This window comes from Pseudoalteromonas xiamenensis, assembly GCF_017638925.1.
Lineage (GTDB): Bacteria > Pseudomonadota > Gammaproteobacteria > Enterobacterales > Alteromonadaceae > Pseudoalteromonas > Pseudoalteromonas xiamenensis.
Genome location: NZ_CP072133.1, coordinates 1,096,338 through 1,114,302 on the forward strand (window position 1 = coordinate 1,096,338; position 17,965 = coordinate 1,114,302).

General features: G+C 44.0%; 11 protein-coding genes, 1 tRNA gene, 1 other RNA gene and 2 pseudogenes. 3 read left to right on the plus strand and 12 right to left on the minus strand.

Features of this window, described 5'->3' with window-relative positions; all coding sequences use genetic code 11:
* Positions 1-18: 18 nt before the first annotated feature.
* The 4 genes from gcvP to J5O05_RS05390 all read right to left on the minus strand — a co-directional run bounded on the left by gcvP (position 19) and on the right by J5O05_RS05390 (position 5,285).
* Positions 19-2,910: an aminomethyl-transferring glycine dehydrogenase gene (gene gcvP / locus J5O05_RS05375; RefSeq protein ID WP_208843925.1), complete on the minus strand. Its 2,892-nt coding sequence runs from the start codon at positions 2,908-2,910 to the stop codon at positions 19-21.
* Positions 2,911-3,111: 201 nt separating this feature from the next.
* The gene (gene gcvH, locus J5O05_RS05380; protein WP_208843926.1) at positions 3,112-3,501 is read right to left on the minus strand and encodes a glycine cleavage system protein GcvH; all 390 of its coding nucleotides are present in this window, start codon (positions 3,499-3,501) and stop codon (positions 3,112-3,114) included.
* Between the two features lie 61 nt (positions 3,502-3,562).
* Positions 3,563-4,645, minus strand: coding sequence for a glycine cleavage system aminomethyltransferase GcvT (gene gcvT, locus J5O05_RS05385; protein ID WP_208843927.1), 1,083 nt, complete (start codon positions 4,643-4,645; stop codon positions 3,563-3,565).
* 67 nt (positions 4,646-4,712) lie between these two features.
* Entirely contained in the window at positions 4,713-5,285 is a 573-nt protein-coding gene (locus tag J5O05_RS05390) for a hypothetical protein (RefSeq protein WP_208843928.1), read from the minus strand.
* 129 nt (positions 5,286-5,414) lie between these two features.
* Between J5O05_RS05390 and J5O05_RS05395 the strand changes: the two genes are divergently transcribed.
* Positions 5,415-6,263 carry a LysR family transcriptional regulator gene (locus J5O05_RS05395; RefSeq protein WP_208843929.1) on the plus strand — a complete coding sequence of 283 codons (849 nt, stop codon included), beginning with the start codon at positions 5,415-5,417 and terminating at the stop codon, positions 6,261-6,263.
* A gap of 278 nt (positions 6,264-6,541) precedes the next feature.
* On the opposite strand, the gene J5O05_RS05400 is transcribed toward J5O05_RS05395, so the two are convergent.
* From J5O05_RS05400 to J5O05_RS05420, 5 genes and pseudogenes are all read right to left on the minus strand, one after another.
* Entirely contained in the window at positions 6,542-9,532 is a 2,991-nt protein-coding gene (locus J5O05_RS05400; protein ID WP_208843930.1) for a putative Ig domain-containing protein, read from the minus strand.
* A gap of 203 nt (positions 9,533-9,735) precedes the next feature.
* A pseudogene (locus J5O05_RS05405) lies at positions 9,736-10,907 on the minus strand (FAD-dependent oxidoreductase).
* Positions 10,908-10,910: 3 nt separating this feature from the next.
* Positions 10,911-12,103 (minus strand): annotated as a pseudogene (ubiH, locus tag J5O05_RS05410) (2-octaprenyl-6-methoxyphenyl hydroxylase).
* Between the two features lie 26 nt (positions 12,104-12,129).
* Positions 12,130-13,440, minus strand: a complete 1,311-nt coding sequence (gene pepP, locus J5O05_RS05415; protein WP_208843931.1) for a Xaa-Pro aminopeptidase — start codon at positions 13,438-13,440, stop codon at positions 12,130-12,132.
* Complete coding sequence (locus J5O05_RS05420) at positions 13,440-14,003, minus strand: UPF0149 family protein (RefSeq protein ID WP_208843932.1); 564 nt, start codon at positions 14,001-14,003, stop codon at positions 13,440-13,442. Before J5O05_RS05420 ends, pepP begins: the two co-directional genes overlap by 1 nt.
* Before the next feature lie 196 nt (positions 14,004-14,199).
* Here J5O05_RS05420 and ssrS point away from each other — a divergent pair.
* Positions 14,200-14,382: non-coding RNA, 6S RNA (gene ssrS, locus J5O05_RS05425), on the plus strand.
* A 278-nt stretch (positions 14,383-14,660) separates the two neighbouring features.
* Here the strand turns inward: ssrS and J5O05_RS05430 are convergent.
* From J5O05_RS05430 to J5O05_RS05440, 3 genes are all read right to left on the minus strand, one after another.
* Positions 14,661-14,736 (minus strand) — tRNA-Thr (locus J5O05_RS05430).
* A gap of 245 nt (positions 14,737-14,981) precedes the next feature.
* Entirely contained in the window at positions 14,982-15,770 is a 789-nt protein-coding gene (locus tag J5O05_RS05435) for a tyrosine-type recombinase/integrase (protein WP_208843933.1), read from the minus strand.
* Positions 15,771-16,066: 296 nt separating this feature from the next.
* The gene (locus tag J5O05_RS05440; protein WP_208843934.1) at positions 16,067-16,291 is read right to left on the minus strand and encodes a DUF4224 domain-containing protein; all 225 of its coding nucleotides are present in this window, start codon (positions 16,289-16,291) and stop codon (positions 16,067-16,069) included.
* Positions 16,292-17,008: 717 nt separating this feature from the next.
* Here J5O05_RS05440 and J5O05_RS05445 point away from each other — a divergent pair.
* The gene (locus tag J5O05_RS05445) at positions 17,009-17,842 is read left to right on the plus strand and encodes a S1 family peptidase (RefSeq protein WP_244369856.1); all 834 of its coding nucleotides are present in this window, start codon (positions 17,009-17,011) and stop codon (positions 17,840-17,842) included.
* Positions 17,843-17,965: the final 123 nt, after the last annotated feature.

Below are 17,965 nucleotides of genomic sequence, written 5' to 3' on the forward strand. Positions count from 1 at the left end.
TACTTTTAAGTCAGTGACTTACTCAGCATACGTATCCGTTGAAGGACATGAACACACTAAGTTACGGTCGCCGTATACGTCATCGATACGTGTAACCGTTGGCCAGAATTTATCTTTCATCACTGACGCAACTGGGAATGCTGCGTAGAAACGGTCGTAGGCACGATCCCACTCGTTGCCTAGCACGTCGCCTTGCGTGTGCGGAGCAAATACTAGCGGGTTGTTTTCTACAGACCATTCGCCTGATTCCACTTTCGCGATTTCGCCACGGATTGAAACCATTGCTTCGATAAAGCGGTCGATTTCAACTTTAGACTCAGATTCTGTTGGCTCAATCATTAGCGTGCCCGCTACTGGGAACGACATTGTTGGCGCGTGGAAACCGTAGTCCATTAAGCGTTTTGCTACGTCCATTTCTGTGATGCCAGACGCTTCTTTAAGCGGACGAAGATCAACGATACATTCGTGCGCTACGCGGTCATTACGGCCACGGTAAAGAATTGGGAAGTGCTCGCTTAACTTTTGCGTTAGGTAGTTCGCGTTAAGGATGGCGATTTCAGTCGCTTGCTTCAAGCCTTCTGGTTCCATCATCGCGATGTATGCCCAAGAAATTGGCAGGATAGCCGCTGAACCAAATGGCGCTGCTGATACCGCACCGTTTGTTTCGGTTGTTCCTTTCACGCTGACTAGGCTGTGCGCTGGCATAAATGGCGCAAGGTGTGCTTTAACGCCGATTGGGCCAACACCTGGGCCGCCGCCGCCGTGTGGGATACAGAATGTTTTGTGTAGGTTAAGGTGCGATACGTCCGAACCGATAAAGCCTGGGCTTGTAACACCCACTTGCGCGTTCATGTTCGCGCCGTCCATGTATACTTGGCCGCCGTGTGAGTGGATGATGTCACACACTTCACGGATTGACTCTTCGTATACACCGTGCGTTGATGGGTACGTTACCATGATACACGCTAGGTTTTCTGATACTTCTTCGGCTTTCGCGCGAAGATCAGCCATATCGATATTACCGTCTTTGTCACACGCAACAACGACTACTTTCATGCTGGCCATTTGCGCTGTTGCAGGGTTTGTACCGTGCGCAGAGCTTGGGATCAAACAGATGTTACGGTGCGCATCGCCACGTGACTCGTGGTATTTACGGATTGCGATTAGACCTGCGTATTCACCTTGTGCACCTGAGTTTGGTTGCAGTGATACCGCGTCGTAACCTGTGATGTTAACAAGCCAGTCGTGTAGCTCGCCCATCATGATTTGGTAGCCTTCAGCCTGCTCTAATGGGCAGAATGGGTGAAGGTTTGCAAACTCTGGCCACGTTACTGGGATCATTTCCGCTGTCGCGTTTAGCTTCATCGTACATGAACCCAATGAAATCATTGAGTGGTTAAGTGCTAAGTCTTTGTTCTCTAAACGCTTAACATAACGAAGCATTTCTGTTTCGCTGTGGTAGCTGTTGAAGTTTTCGTGCGTTAGGACTTTGTCGTCACGTACTAGGCTTGCAGGAATACCTGTGATGCCGTTTGCTGCCACTTCTGCGTCTAGCGCTGCTACGTCAAGACCGTGGCCTTCGCCTACGATGATGTCGAATAGTTCAACGATGTCTTCACGCGTTGTTGTTTCGTTTAGTGCTACGCTGAATTCGCCTTCGCGGTTAACTGCAAAGTTAACGCCTTTCGCTTGTGAGCGTGCCACGATGTCTGCTTTGTTTGCTGCAACTACCGTAATTGTGTCAAACCAAGTGTCGTGCTTAAGCGCGATGCCTTTTGCTTTTAAGCCAGTCGCAAGGATGCTTGCAAAGCGGTTGATGCGCTCAGCAATGATTTTTAGACCTTGTGGACCGTGGTATACCGCGTAGAACGCTGCCATGTTGGCAAGTAGTACTTGCGCTGTACAGATGTTTGAGTTCGCTTTTTCACGGCGGATGTGCTGTTCACGCGTTTGCATCGCCATACGTAGCGCGTCGTTACCTAAACGGTCTTTTGAAATACCGATGATACGACCTGGTAGTGAACGCTTGTACTCGTCGCGAGTTGCGAAGAATGCCGCGTGTGGACCACCGTAACCCATAGGTACACCAAAGCGCTGTGCAGAACCTAGTACGACGTCTGCACCCAGTTTACCTGGTGCTTTAAGTAGCATTAAGCTCATGATGTCTGCAGCCACACACGCAATCGCTTTTTTGTCTTGTACTTGTGCGATTAGGCTTGTTACGTCTACCACTTCACCCGTTGTTGTTGGGTATTGGAATAGCGCACCGAAGATCTCGTGGTTTGTAGCCTCAGCCGCTGGGCCTACGATGATGTCGAAACCGAACTGTTCAGCACGTGTTTTAACGACGTCTGCAGTTTGTACGTGTACGTCGTCAGCGATAAAGAAAGCGTTTGCTTTTTTCGCTTTAGAAACACGCTTTGCCAATGCCATCGCTTCTGCTGCTGCCGTTGCTTCGTCAAGCAGTGAGGCAGAGGCAAGATCTAGACCGGTTAAATCTAATGTCAACGTTTGGAAGTTTAGTAGTGACTCTAAACGACCTTGAGCAATTTCTGGTTGGTATGGTGTGTACGCTGTGTACCAACCTGGGTTCTCTAGTACGTTACGTAGAATAACGTTTGGAACGTGCGTTGGGTGGTAACCTTGGCCGATGTATGACTTGAATACTTTGTTTTTGCCCGCAACTGATTTTAAGTAAGAAAGAACTTCTACTTCAGTGCGTGCTTCACCGATTTCAAGTGGCTTTGGTAAACGGATCCCAGCAGGTACCGTTTGCTCGATAAGCTCTTCAACACTCGATACTCCAAGAGCAGATAGCATTTCACCGATTTGCGCCGGCGTTGGGCCGATGTGGCGGCGAATAAAATCCTGCTTTTGCTCTAATTGTTCAAGAGATTTAGCGTTTGACATTAGTCTAGATTCCTATGATCCAAATTCAATAGTCTGGCAAATGATGGCATTGGCCAAATGTGTCATATGTGCGCGTCTGGGTAAAACGCCGCACGTTCAGAAATCGCTTGCTGTGTATGGAAAGCCGCTCGTTTCTGAACCCCTAAACGGGGTATGCAAAAAGCCCCAACAAATTGGGGCTTTTGCTTTATTCGCTTACGCTTATTCTTCGTCGATAGAGTTCGCGTAGCCTTCAGCGTCAAGAAGATTTTCAAGTTCTTCTAGATCTGAAGCTTTAACTTTGAATAACCAGCCGTCACCGTATGGGTCGCTGTTTACAAGCTCTGGAGAACCTTCAAGATCTTCGTTGATTGCTACGATTTCACCACCAATTGGTGCGTAGATGTCAGAAGCAGCTTTTACTGACTCAGCAACCGCGCAGTCTTCGCCCGCGTCAACTTCGTCACCAACTTCTGGAAGCTCAACGAAAACCATATCACCAAGAAGTTCTTGCGCGTGCTCAGTGATACCTACTGTGTAAACACCGTTGCCCTCGTCGCGAACCCACTCGTGAGAAGACGCATACTTTAACTCGCTAGGAATGTTGCTCATGTTGTTGTTCCTTTGGTTAAGACACTGATGCGTACGCACGGGCATACGCATCGTTTTATTATTAAATAACAGCTTTACCGTTACGTACGAAGCAAGGCTTCACTACTTTAACGTCAAATAACTTATTACGCATTTCAACTTGCGCTGTTTCACCCGTTGAACGTGGTACACGGGCTAATGCAACACTATAGCCTAATGTCGGCGAGAATGTACCAGAAGTGATAATACCTTCGCCACCTTCTACGATAACTTTAGTACCAGAACGAAGTACACCTTTGCTTTCAAGCACAAGACCTACTAGTTTGTCGGTGCTTTTCTCTTCACGTTGTTTTTCAACTACAGCACGACCGATAAAGTTACGCTCTGCTGGTTCCCACGCAATCGTCCACGCCATGTTTGCAGCTAGTGGTGACACACTTTCGTCCATATCTAGGCCGTAAAGGTTCATACCTGCTTCTAAACGTAGTGTATCACGTGCTCCAAGGCCAGCCGGCGCAACGCCTGCGTCGAGTAATTTTTGCCATAGGTCCGCTGCGTCATCGTTATGCACAACGATTTCGTAGCCTTCTTCACCTGTGTAGCCTGTTGTTGCGATGAATAAACCGCCAGCTTCCACACCGAAGAAAGGCTTCATGCCTTCTACAGCTGCATTTTGTTCTGCCGTGAATACCGCTGCTGCTTTTGCTTTTGCGTTAGGGCCTTGAACGGCAATCATCGCAAATTCAGGACGCTCTGTTACTGTTACGCTGAAATCGGCAGAAACTGCTGCCAAGTGCGCTAAATCTTTTTCACGCGTTGCTGAGTTTACAACTAGGCGGTAGTTTGTTTCGTCAAAGAAGTAGATGATTAGGTCATCAATAACACCGCCTTGCTCGTTCAGCATGCCTGTGTAAAGTGCTTTACCCGCAACCGTTAACTTTGCAACGTCATTCGCAACTAGCTTTTGCAGGAATGCTTTTGCATCCGCGCCTTGCACGTCAACAATCGTCATGTGCGATACGTCAAACATACCAGCATCTTTACGCACTGCGTGGTGCTCTTCAATTTGTGAGCCATAGTTGATTGGCATTTCCCAGCCGTGGAAATCAACCATTTTTGCGCCAGCTTCAAGGTGCTTTGCATGTAGTACGGTTTTTTGAGTCATAATCTTCCTGCTTGTTGTTTGGCAAACGCTTAGGCGTTCGCGTTGCAATACTGGAGTTACTGAACGGTTAGTTCAGCATAAAACCTTTATCCTGCCAAAGAGCTTGCCATTTTGGCAGTTGCTCAGTCTGGCTGACTAATTGAAATTGTTTTTCTTCTCCGGCCACCAGCGAGGTCACAAATACGTCACCACTTTGTGCACCATAGCAAAGCTTGATGTCAGTCAGTTGAAGGCCAGGCGTTAAATCAAATGTCTCGACTAACGAATCAAATGCCGCGTCACCAGAAATTGTGGCTACCGCGAGATCTTCACGCGCAACGTAGGCGATGTCGTAGTCGGATGCAAAGGTGTTGAAGAGCTGTAACAAGGCGTGAATAGCCGTTTCATCCGCGATAAAACGGTAGGCAGTGTCACTGAAGTAGTACAGGGTGAACGACTCCCCTGTTGCCAGTTTGCCATGTAAACCAAGCCCTGGCGCCATAAGACGGGTAAGCGAAAGACCAAGCTCGGTTTGAAGAAAAGGGGTTGCTTCAAAACCGCTGAAGTCTAATACAGCCAGTTTGCCCGTTGTGAGTAACTGGTTATTCGCTGCGTTTTGGCCAAGCGTGTGTTTGGCGAACATAGTAGCTGCAAATGGCATACAAACACCTGAACGATACAATATCCCTTGAGTATATTGGGGCGCATGAGCAACAACAAATTGTAATTATTTATCAATTGATAAATAATATTAATGTAAGCGGGTTTATAAATTTCGATTATTAATATTATGAAAAATTTATCTTTAGATGGGTTGCGCACCTTCGTTGCGGTAGTTGAATTGGGTGGTTTTGCCAAAGCCGGTGATTTACTGGGACTCTCTCAGCCAGCCGTAAGTTTGCAAATTAAGCGGCTCGAAGATTTGCTGGGTCGACGATTGTTCAAAAAACAGGGTCAACGGCAAGTGTTGAATCAATATGGTGAAATGTTGCTGCCGCTAGCTAAGCAAATGCTGCAATACAACGACGCTATTTTACAGCAATTCACCTCTGAAAGTGTAACGGGTAAAGTTCGTTTGGGTATTCCTTCTGAGTTTGCCGCCCGTATCTTACCTGCCATTATTGGTGACTTCGTTGCACTCTATCCCGATGTCGCATTGGAAGTAAAATCGAGACTGAGTAAACACTTACTTTCAGTATCACGGAAAGACCAGTTCGATTTAGTATTAGCGCTGAATGAAGATTTAGACTCTGCTACCCTCCCTTCATTTATGCAGGATCAGTTAGTTTGGGTTGGGGATTTAAGTTTGGCGCACCGCGATGTCATTACCTTAGTCACAGCTCCAGAAGGATGCATCTATCGCCGCCGCGCAACTGAGGCACTCGACAATGCGGGTTTGAAATATCGAATTATTTACAGCAATGCAGACTTAACAGGCCTCACTGCGGCACTGAAAGAAGGGTTAGGGATCACGGTACTTGCCCGCAGCACCGTTCCAAATGAATTGCCTTATCAGGCGCAATCCGAAGTACTACCTGAACTTGGTCCAATTGGGATTAGTTTGGTCAAACACACCAATGAATCCAGTAATGCCGTGGACAAATTGGCGGAGTTTATTTCATCGAGATTAGTTGTGTAAGAAGCAAGAAGTTAAGCCTAGTCTGTGAACGGTTATATCGATTGGCCTTTAGGCAACGGTTTACCCTTCGCTGGCTTTATGATTTGGTGTTGGTTTTCAATTTGCAATGCGAGGCATAAAGCATCGCCTACAGGATAGGCTTTATTGTTTGGCAATGGCTTTCAAATTGAAGCACGCGGTATGTAGGCGAAGGTTTACCCTTCGCTGACTTTTGGTTTGACGTTGGTTTTCAGATTGAAATGCGAGGCATAAAGCCTCGCCTAGTGGTTAAAATAGCCTTAAGCTTTTTTCTTTCTGCGCCCTACACCTAATAGCATTAAGCCAAGTAATCCCAATCCAACACCACCGCCTGAGCTTTCTTTTTCTGCAGCAGGTTCAACAGGCTTAGTTACAGTTACTGTTAATATTGCTAAGTTAACTAACCCCATTTCATCGGTCGCGACTATCGTCCCGCTGTAGGTTCCAGCCGTACGTATGGTGCCAGACAACACACCGCCTGAGCTGATTTGTAGCCCTTCAGGCAAGCCTTGTGCTGAGAACGTTAGCTCATGATTATTCGGGTCGCTAAAAACAGTACTGAGATCCGCTGAGATTGCTTCTGCCACGTTGACATTAATTGCAGGTAACTGACCTGCTGTTGGTGGCGTGTTTACAATAACGGATACACTTAAGGTCGATTTAGCACCGAACTCGTCAATGACCACGGCACTGAGCTGGGTTTCACCTGACTCAGTGAAACTTCCGGTTACTAAGCCGTTTGCTTTTACCGGTAAAGCACTCGTTGCTGATGTTTCAAATGAATAAGTATGCCCCTCAGGGTCAGTCACGTAATCATTAAAATCAAACGCAAACGATGCATTTGGGTTTGCCCAAAGCTCCACTTCGCTTGAAAGCGTTGGCGCATGGTTAAAATGAAGCGTCGTGTTTAGCGCTAACGACATATTGGCACTGTCTGTAACCGTAAAGCTCACGTCTTGTGATGCAGTGCCAATTTCTTTTGCACTTAGCACGCCTGCGTCAGAAAGTTCAACATTGGCAGGCAGTGAATCGCTTGCGAAAGTGAGCACATCGCCAGCATTGTCATCTTGCACATAGTCAGACAGGCTAAACTGATTGTCGGCGCCTTCATGGAACCACAATGGCTCCAATTCTTTACTCTGATAAGGTGATGAGTTAAACGACACAATGGATATTGTCGCTGGCAAACCGTTATAGTAGGAATCTGTTATTTTAATGGCCACTTTGTCTTTTGAAGTGCTATTTGATGTCAAAAACGAATCAAAACTAACACCAGACTCTTGTGTGATAATTTCATCTGCACGATTTGAGATAACCCCGTTGTACGGATTTATCGCGTTGGCCAAGATTGCGCTGCCTGAAACCGATAACATATAGCCAGGTGACAGTCTTTTTTCTCGGTAGCTATTCCATCCAACAAATTGTGTACTTTGATGCTGTAGTTTGTTGTCTTTTGCTACGAAAGTATGGAGATAGCTGTCATCGCGAACTTGATATTTACCAAATTCATAAGACCAACGCGTGACGGTGGACAAGATAACATCTTGTACTGCCATTTTAGTAAACTTAATACTACCGTTGCTTAACTCTGTACTATATAACTGCCCCTCATAACTCATCAAAGCCGCATCATCAGCAGCGAACAAATTGATGTAATAACTGTCGCGAAAAACGAGTTCTAGCCCGACATGTGCTTCAAGCGTTGCTTCCCCTGAATTATTCAAGGAAAAAACGGCAAGATTGCGTTTGCTATTTGCTGGCACATATAAACGATTTCCCACCAAGCGCAGATTGTTATAGTCAAAAGACAGCTGATTACCATTTACCTCTAGATTGAGACCTTTTACCTTTGGGGACTCAGGCTCACTTAGGTCAATATAAACCACTTCGTTACCGCGGTTAGCTGCTGTGATATCTCTGCCACTAACTAAAAAGCCATTTGCAAAAGGTAGCAAATCACCATAAATACTATTTTCTCTCAAACCCAGACTTTTCAGCGGATAATTACGATTTGCGATCGGCTGTGAAGACACTGATGTGATATCTAGGGCGCGTTGTGACACTGTAACCAGCAGTCCTTGGTCATCAAGATAGATTGACTTGGCATCATTGAAAGCAGGCATGTTTTGCTCACCATCAAAGATACTATCTAAATCAACGATACTGCCAGAGGTATGGGATAGTTTTCCAGCTGTGATTCCGTTTTGCGTAAAGCTCCAACTGTGCGATTCGGTCATTTGGCTCGAGCTAATACCAGTAGTTGAATTGATCGCTCTTGACGAAATTGAACCATTGAGATAACGGATCTCGAACACTGAACTACCGCTATTTTGATACAATCTGTCGCCAATCTGTGTAGGTTCATTCCAGCCCGGCAATCCAACTGCACTTAAAATAGATAACGTTTGCTCACTTGACTCTGCATCAATCTCTAATAGGTCGTCGTCTCGTGTTGCGTAAAGTTTACCATTAACAAAATGCGGAAAAACCGTTTTGATGCGATTGTAATTATTTTCAGATACCGTGAGCGACTTTTGTTTATTAAATTGCTGGGTCGACGTATCAAGCGTCCACTGCTCCATTAATACGGTTTCTGCATTAGAATAATTATGATTTGATAGATAAAGTCGATTTTTATCTTCATCAAAAAATGCGCTATTGAATCCGATCCTATTCGAGCTAACTGTTTTAATTTGACCAACTAAACTAGCACTGCCGTTTTCGGCTAGCTTATAGACCCCAGCACTATCGCGGTTTATCCAGACTAAATGCTGATTTGAGGGCGTAAGAGAGAATTGAGTGTTGTATCCATTAATGCTCAACGACGTTGATTCTTGCGCAGCCCACTGACCATCAACAAATGCGTAACGGACCAGTTTCGGATTGCTGCCACTATTTACGACAGAAAGTAACACCTTACCGCTATGAATTAAGAAGTTAAAGTTTTCATTATCATTAAATAACTCACGATCAACCGATTGTTCTGCAAGCAAAACAACCTTGTTTTCTTCATGTTTTAACGTCACTAACCGACTACCACTCCACGCAACGGCGACGTTTGCACTTACTACAATCCGCGATAATGAAGAAAGCGAACCACCTTCAATATCTAGTTGATTCGCTACTTGCAATGTATGCTGTAACTCACCTGCAACGATTTCGGAATCGTATTGAGTTAAAGGCGCTGATAATGTAGAGAATGGTATTCCAAGAATGCCCAGAGAGGCTAATGTGACTAGATTCTTCCTCATGAAGTTTTATCCCTTTTAGTACAACTATATAAAAGGGACAAAAATACCACGATAAAGGTACAAACACTAAACAATATTTGGTTTTAAGAATAAAAACAAAGAAAAAGGACCAGTATATAGAATTTTCGCTTCAACTGGTTCTCAACTAAAAACGCGACCTAAAGTCGCGTTTTTAGAAGTAGCTAATGCCCTTATTAAAATAACTACTTGCCTTCTATCGCCTGCTTGGCAAATAAATCTTTAATTGAAATTTCAATTTATCAACCATTGATAACCCAACACCACGAATAAGTTTTTTCAGTGGGTTGTTGCCTTCAAACAAGGTTTTTAAGCCTTGCATCATCGCAATGTGTTTTTGGGCATCAAGTTTACGACGGCGCTCGTATTCGCGAAGCAGTTTTGTACTGCAGAACTCTTCAGCTGGCTCACTTAATAACTCAATAAGCAGCGCGGCATCCTTCAAGCCTAAATTCATACCAAGACCCGCAAGTGGATGAATCGTGTGTGCCGCATCCCCCATCAACACCACTCGCCCTTGTACCCACTCTTTCGCGTAGCGCATCGTAAGTGGAAACACCGCACGTTCACTGACCAGTGAACAAAGACCGCATTGGCCATCAATCGCTTCATGTAATGCTTTGTTAAACTCAGTTTCGTCCATCGCCATTAACGCACTTGCGTGACTTGGCTCAGTCGACCAAACGATAGAATGGCTATAACTGTCTTGAAGCGGTAAAAACGCCAATGGCCCTGTTGGCAAAAAGACTTGGCGTGCCGTGCTATTGTGCGGCAACTGCGTTCTAACCGTCGCTACAATAGCGTGGTGGTCGTAATCCCAGTATGTAATGGGCATGTTGAACTGTTTACGAATTGCGGAATTTGCGCCGTCTGCTGCTACAAGCAATTTAGCCATAATGGGCATGCCTGATTCCAGCGTGACTAACACATCAGTGTGTGTTTGGTGTAACGCTTGGTAACGTGTGTTGTAATGTACTTCTGCATTCACATTCGTCTTCAGCGCATTGTAAAGCGCAAAGCGAATGGCTTCATTTTCAACGATGTGACCAAGCTCGGGTAAATCCAGCGTTTTACCACTAAAAGCGATTTTCCCAGCACTGTCTTTGTCGCGAACATCCATTTCATGATAAGGCGCGGCACGCATTGCGGCGATGTCATTCCACACGCCGAGCGCGTCGAACAGCTGTTGGCTGCCAAGGCTTATCGCTGACACTCGGGTTTCGTACTCATCACCTAAAGCATGTGGTGCTTTACCACTGTCAATCACGGCGACGCGTACGCCCTTTTTCGCAAGACCGAGTGCAGCAGCAAGGCCAACACATCCGCCACCCACGATACAAACTTGAACTTGCTGCATCACTTAAACTCCTTGCGCGATATTACCCATTAACTGCTTTGCCAATGGGGATTTTAAAGACGGAGAAAGTGTCATGGACAGTAACCCTAGGCTCCGGCCTAGCGCCATCATTCGACTTTCATTTGAAAACAATCGCACTAACGCATCGGTCAACGTCATGACCTTTTTAATATCGGGTTCACGAGCTATTTTGTAAGCCTCGGTAAAACGAAAATCCCCCCACTCTGCTGCCGGAGTTTCCGCAAATAATTTGGCTAACACTTGGATATCACGAAGGCCTAAGTTAAATCCTTGCCCAGCAATCGGATGGATAGCATGCGCAGCATTCCCAACAAACACACAACGATGCTGCACTAACGGATTTACACGCCCCAACACAAGTGGGTAGGTCGCCCGTTGACCTACTTGTACAAATTGTCCCGCTCGGTAGCCAAACGCACTTTGTAATTCGTGCAAAAACGTGTCCTCAGGCAACGTTTGGTATGTTTCTAATTCTGCTTGTGGCATACACCAAACTAAAGAGTAGCGGTTTCGACTCATTGGTAATAATGCCATTGGCCCATGCTGCGTAAAACGTTCAAAGGCTTTACCATGATGTGGCTGGGCGAAGTCCCAACATTCGCTATCAATGCACCTTGTTCATATGCTACACGGTCAAACTCACCTTTCAGTAATTGCCGAGTTGGCGAATTCGCTCCATCCGCAACAACAACCAGCTTTGTCTTCAATTGTAGGCCCGAGTTAAGGGTTACTTGGCTGAATTCCAAAGTTGGTTCGATACGTTCTACTGTATCTGGACAAAAAAGAGTAATGTCGTTTTGCAACATCTGTGTATGAAGTTGATGACCAAACGGCGCGACTTCGACCACAATACCCAAAGCGTCAACACCGTATTCATCCTTATTGATCCATGCTTTACCAAAATGACCACGATCGGACACTGAAACATCATGGATTTTCGCCATGTACTCATTATTCAAAGAGAAAATACCGAGGTCACAAAGGTATTCAACAGATTGGGCAGCCAATGCAATGCTGCGATCATCAAAACTTGGATGGTATTCACTCTGTGGTTTACTCGCTTCTACCACGGCAATACAGCACTGTGGTGATCGCTTTTTAATTGCCAGCGCCGCGGTTGCTCCAGCCAGTCCGCCACCAACAATCACCACATCAAAATTCGACGTTTTTTCCATGAGTCCAAGTACTTCTTCGATTTTTGTTATTTCTGCATGATCGCTTCAATGTCAGCGACTGTTTTTGGCACATCTTTCGTCAACACATCGTAACCTGTAGCGGTCACCAATAAATCGTCTTCAATACGCACACCAATGCCTTTAAATTCATTGGGTACTTCTGCATCTTCATCAAAATACAAACCTGGTTCAATGGTTAGCACCATGCCTTGTTCAAAAGGACGATCTTTTTCGTCTTGCTTATACTCACCCACATCATGCACATCAAGACCCAGCCAATGTCCAAGACCATGCATATAAAACGCCTTGCACGCTTGGCTTTCCATTAACTCATCTACCGTGCCTTTCAAAATACCCAGTGAAATCAAGCCTTTTGTCATCACTTGCATAGCCGATTGATTGGCGGCCACTAATGTTCCACCGGGCTTTACATGTTCAAATGCGGCAAGCTGGGCAGCCAATACTAAGTTATAAATCGCTTTCTGTGCGTCACTGAAAGTGCCATTTACGGGGAATGTGCGCGTAATATCCGCCGCGTAACCTTCAAGTTCACAGCCAGAATCAATGAGTACGAGATCCCCAGATTTTAAAACGTCGCTATTTTCAGTGTAATGCAGGATATTGGCATTGTTACCAGAACCGACAATCGTACCGTAAGCCGGATGTCTTGCACCATTCATTGCATAGTGGTGATGGATTTCGGCTTCAAGTTGAAATTCTGTCGCGTTAGGCTTTGAGAATTGCATCGCTCGAATATGTGCAGCGGCACTAATTTGTGCAGCTTTGCGCATTACATCAAGTTCAGCTGGTGACTTAAACAAACGCATTTCATGCACTAATGTGCGAATATCGCGAATGATTTCAGGCGCTCGGTAACCTTTTTTAGGCGCTCCACGTAGTGTACTGATAAGCCCCCAAACTTGCTCATCAAAATCAGCATAAGTCCCTTGTGCAAAATACAGCACTCGCTTCAGATTAAGCAGTTCAAGCAACTTGTCATCTAACGAAGAAAGCGGATACGTCTCATCAAATCTTAATGTGGTTTTTGCTGCTTCATATCCAAGACGGCGCCCGTGCCAAATTTCTGCAACTTTGTCTTTATTACGACAGAATAAGATGCTTTGCGTTTCGCCTTCGCGACTTTTAGTTAATACCAACAACGCGTCCGGTTCTTTAAAGCCGGTTAAGTAGAAAAAGTCACTGTCTTGACGAAATGGGAACTCCGTATCGCGGCTTCGTGTCACTTCACGAGCAGCCGGAACAACGGCAATAGAATTGGGTTTCATTTGCGCCAGTAAGCGCGCTCGTCTTTGTACGAATTCAGCAATTTCAATCATTAGTGCAACGTCTTCTTTTTAGTCGTTGAAGTCGTGTCTTTTCCCATTTCAGCGAAACAAAGCAAAGAAGACACACGAACGTATTCGATGATTTCATGTAAGGCCGCTTCATCTTCTTCACCGTCGTCAAACGTCGTATCCAGACGTGAGATTTCAGTAAAGTCTTTGATGATTTCTTTCACATCAGCAGACAGCTTGCCGTAGTCTTTTTGTTTAAGCCCAAAACCTAACATAAAGCCCGCCACCCAAGACACTAAACCGTTGGCTTGATCCGTGAGCGTTTCATCGCCAGACGGTAAGTACAGATCAAAGTGGAACTCTTCATCCGTAAACCCTTCCACTACTTGAGTGTAGAGGTTGCTGAATAAGTCTTTCAGTTCAGTCGAAAACGCTTGGCCCTCGTTGAACACATCGCTTAACAAAGTGAGGTATTCTTTTTCATCAATACTCAGGCCACACGCCAACAAACCACTGATGGTGCCGTGTACTTCAGATGGCGCGACAAAAATATCTTGTTTTTCTAGAAGCATTTGCGCTTCTTGGTAGTCTGGGAACTCTATCATGTATGCACGATTCTCGGTTTTGACTTATCTCAATAGTGTAATGCTAACACTAGCTTTTTTCTTTCACCAATGTTTAAAGCAATTACTGTACACCACGTTGATTAGCGTCTAAACAATCGGGTCAAATTGCAAGCAAACGATACTTTTATTTGAATTTTCCCCTATCGAATACCATAGTTGTTTTATATAATTGATTTGTTCCCTCGCTCGCTGGACAGTTGATTAAGTCCCTGAGCCGATACTTTTCTTTCAGGAATGCAGTTTGCTTGCTATTGAGCAGGCTCGGCATGTACCGAGAAGCCTACGGTGGGCTGTTGCTTTCCGCCTTGAACCTTAGGGTTCAAGGGCTGACATCAGCATCCGCGAAGCTTGGGAACTCCTTCTTTTCTATATAGCGATGTCTTTACTCTCTCAACGTTACCACTTCTCAAAAAGCACGATTACCAAAAATTGGATCTCTTGTTTGTTTAACTGCAGTCATATTTTTATATTTGATTTTCAAAAACTTAAGTGAATACCCAGAAAATACAAAGATTTTATTGAATTGATCTAAGAACGAAGTGGCGAAATATGAAAATAATTTGGATGTGCAATACAGCAGCAGAGATTAACTAATTTGATGATGAAATTCTGGAATTTTAGATGTTTAGGGATAAATGGTGCCGACTATCCGAGTCGAACGGATGACCTACTGATTACAAGTCAGTTGCTCTACCAACTGAGCTAAGTCGGCACTATACCTTATAAAGGGATGGTGCCCAGAGGCGGAATCGAACCACCGACACGGGGATTTTCAATCCTCTGAGACAACGCGCGCATCATACTGTTTTTCCTAAACAAATCAACAAAAATTTCCTATTATTTTCGTCTAGTTTAAAATTCAAAGTAAAATTAGCCAAAACTCCTATATTTTTTAGTAAGTTAAAGGCCTTAGCTAATTTTACTGTATCGCTATTCAAAATAATGCCTCTTTTGACTCTATTTTTCAATGCTTTGTTTTTTTGCCTTATTGAGTTCTTTTTGCCTGTTAAGGGGATCTACTTGCGAATACCCTCTTCGGTATACTCGCTTTGTTGTCGCAATACTCGAATGTCCCATTAATTCAAACGCTTGCATTATATTTTCACAATCACTTGCTGTCTTAGCTCTTAAGTCTCGTTCTTGAAATCGTTCATTCGGCTGTAAACTACCTTCTCCAATTGCCGCTCTCATAGCTTTATTCCATGAAGTTCTTAACCCTTCCGCTGTTAGTGGTCTGTCCTTCATTGCAGTACTGCTAGACGCGAAGAAAAACCAATGGAGTATAGGTGTATTGTGACGAGTTCCTCGGTAACCATTGATTTGTTTCAGCTCCGCTATAATCTCGTTAATATACCCAGTGTTTGTAAACAAGATCCGGCTTTTGGTTTTTGATGCCTGCACTTTTAAGCCAATACTGTCATCCCAATCTTTACTGTTTAATTTGAGCATGTCCGTTTGGCGTAATCCAGTGACTAGCTTTAGCTCAATATAAAGCTGAAGCCAGCGAGGGCAAAATGGTAAAAACTTAGTGAGTTCTTCATCCGTCACTAAACGATCTCTTGGTTTCTCGGGGTTGCGGATAATTTTATGGAACGGCGTATCGTCTATAACCCCCCATCTTACCGCGTGTGACATAATAGAACTTAATAGCGCAAACTCTCGGTTTGCTCGTATAGGCGCACCTTCTCTACTTCTCAAATCCAAATATTGATATGCATGCCTAGCCCTCAACATTTGCGGGTTCATATGACCGAACCTCTTCATTAAGTGTTTGGAAGCACTTATATTGCTCTTGTGGGTTTCAATCGCCTTTGTAACTGATATTTCTTTTAGATACCTATCAATTAGGTCATGCATTGTATGGCATTCAAAATTAATTTGAGCATAGGCGTAGTAATTACGAAATGCCTCCGCGATTGTTTTCCCTAGTCTTATGTCCTTTTGACCGTGCGCGCGCAAGTAGTATGTTTGACCTTTCTTATTGAAAATCATACCTTTTGGTAAATTTTCATTTTCCGCTGAACGTTTTCTTCCCATGACAGTTACCCCAAGAAAAGTTCATCGTCATTAAGAAAAGTATTTCGCCTAGTCGAGCTCGAATTTACAGCTCCAAGCTCAGATTCAAGGGTTTTACGTAGAACTTTTGGCCAACCGAAAGCGTCTATCGTAAATACGATGTGCATAGCAGCAAGTTGTTCAATTTGCTTTTGACGCTGCTTACGACCCGTAAGCTCAACGATTTCTGATTTAGAAAGGAATGTATTCACAAAATCCTCCAAACGAATAAGTAAAACATAGCGCAAAAGCTATGAACCAATTGGGACTAACCTTATTCGCGATAATTCAAGGATTTCGCTTTTGCTTATTTCTACTGATTTCCCAATATTTCAGCTTTTTTTACTTTAGTTTCGAAGGTTTTGAAATGCAATACCTCAAACAAAATTAGACGGGGCAATTTGTAGCATTAATCTTGTTTGTCTAAAGTCCCAGCATAGGCATATAGTCCCAAAAGACATACTAGTGTAACGCTCAACCCTAGTAACCAAATCAATAAGAACACTTTTTATCTCTTTCAAAATGAAGACTTATTGTCAATATTAGCTAGAATTTGAAGTATCGACAATTGCACTAATAATTTCCTTGCGACCAGCCTTAACTCTCGAATTCAAATAGCAGATCCTGCCTGTTAGCCTTATTGGAATAGTAACCTTGAACGAATAGCAGCCATTGATAAAGTATTTAACAGCGTGCAATACGCAAAACATTTATCCTGTTCTACGCAAGAACCAAACGAACATTTGCGCTAGAAATCTTGAATAACCTGAGCGCTTATGGACTTTCAGAATAGGTATTAAAAACAATCACAATACTTTCTTACAATTAACAATAAATGGACACAAGATTGTGTGGCATTCTTGTGAAAATCTTTCGCAATTACAATAATAAACATGCATAAAAACTCATATTTGATAAGATTAAGCGCGTTGTTAATAGTCAATCTGATATTGCCATCCAAAGCTCTAGCAATTGTAATTCGACATGACAAACCTGCTGACAGCTATCTCGCTGTCAAAGAAGATTTTCCACCACTTGCTACATTTTATAATATCGGTGTGCATGGAACATTGATTGATCCAGAATGGGTCCTCACCGCTGCTCACACCGTTTTTTGTTTGAATCGTGGACAGAACATTCAAGTTGGCAATGAAATGGTCGAAGTGGCGGCTAGGTACAGCTACCCATCTTACGAGCTAGGTGAGGAACACGACCTAGCACTCATCAGGCTAATGAGGCCTGTACTTAGTGTACAACCAGCAAAATTGTTTCGCAGTCAAGATGAACGTGATAAAGAAATATGGTTTATTGGAAGTGGCGGCACTGGTACGGGGTTAACTGGCGAAACGATAAGCTATAAAGACAATGGCGGCGTATTACGTAAGGCGCAAAATAAGATTGTAGCAGTAACTAAGTCAGACCTTCGATTCGTCTTTGAATCAGGTCAAGAAGGACTCGAACTTGAGGGCGTCTCTGGAAATGGAGACAGTGGAGGTCCTGCCTATATAAAAGAAAATGATGGGTATTATATACTCGGTGTTAGTTCTAGAGTGGATTCATGGTTTAAAGACGTTGGTGAATATGGAGTGAAAGAGCTTTACACAAGGATTTCCACTCACATTGATTGGATAGATAAAATGATGGCAGCAAATGAATTAGAAAGAGCCAAATTGAGTTCATCAGATGGATTTCTGCAATCAGGAATGACTCCTGAGAATTTGCCCAAAATATGTGCATCGATTAGTCTCAAACCCGTTCAATAAAAAACGAATATTAAGCTATTTAATTCTCATGCATACCAGTCACGCCGTTTTGCTTTATATTAGGCATAAATACAGAAGAACCTTCTTCTTCTGGCGCGATTACATAAAAATGCAGCAGCACTA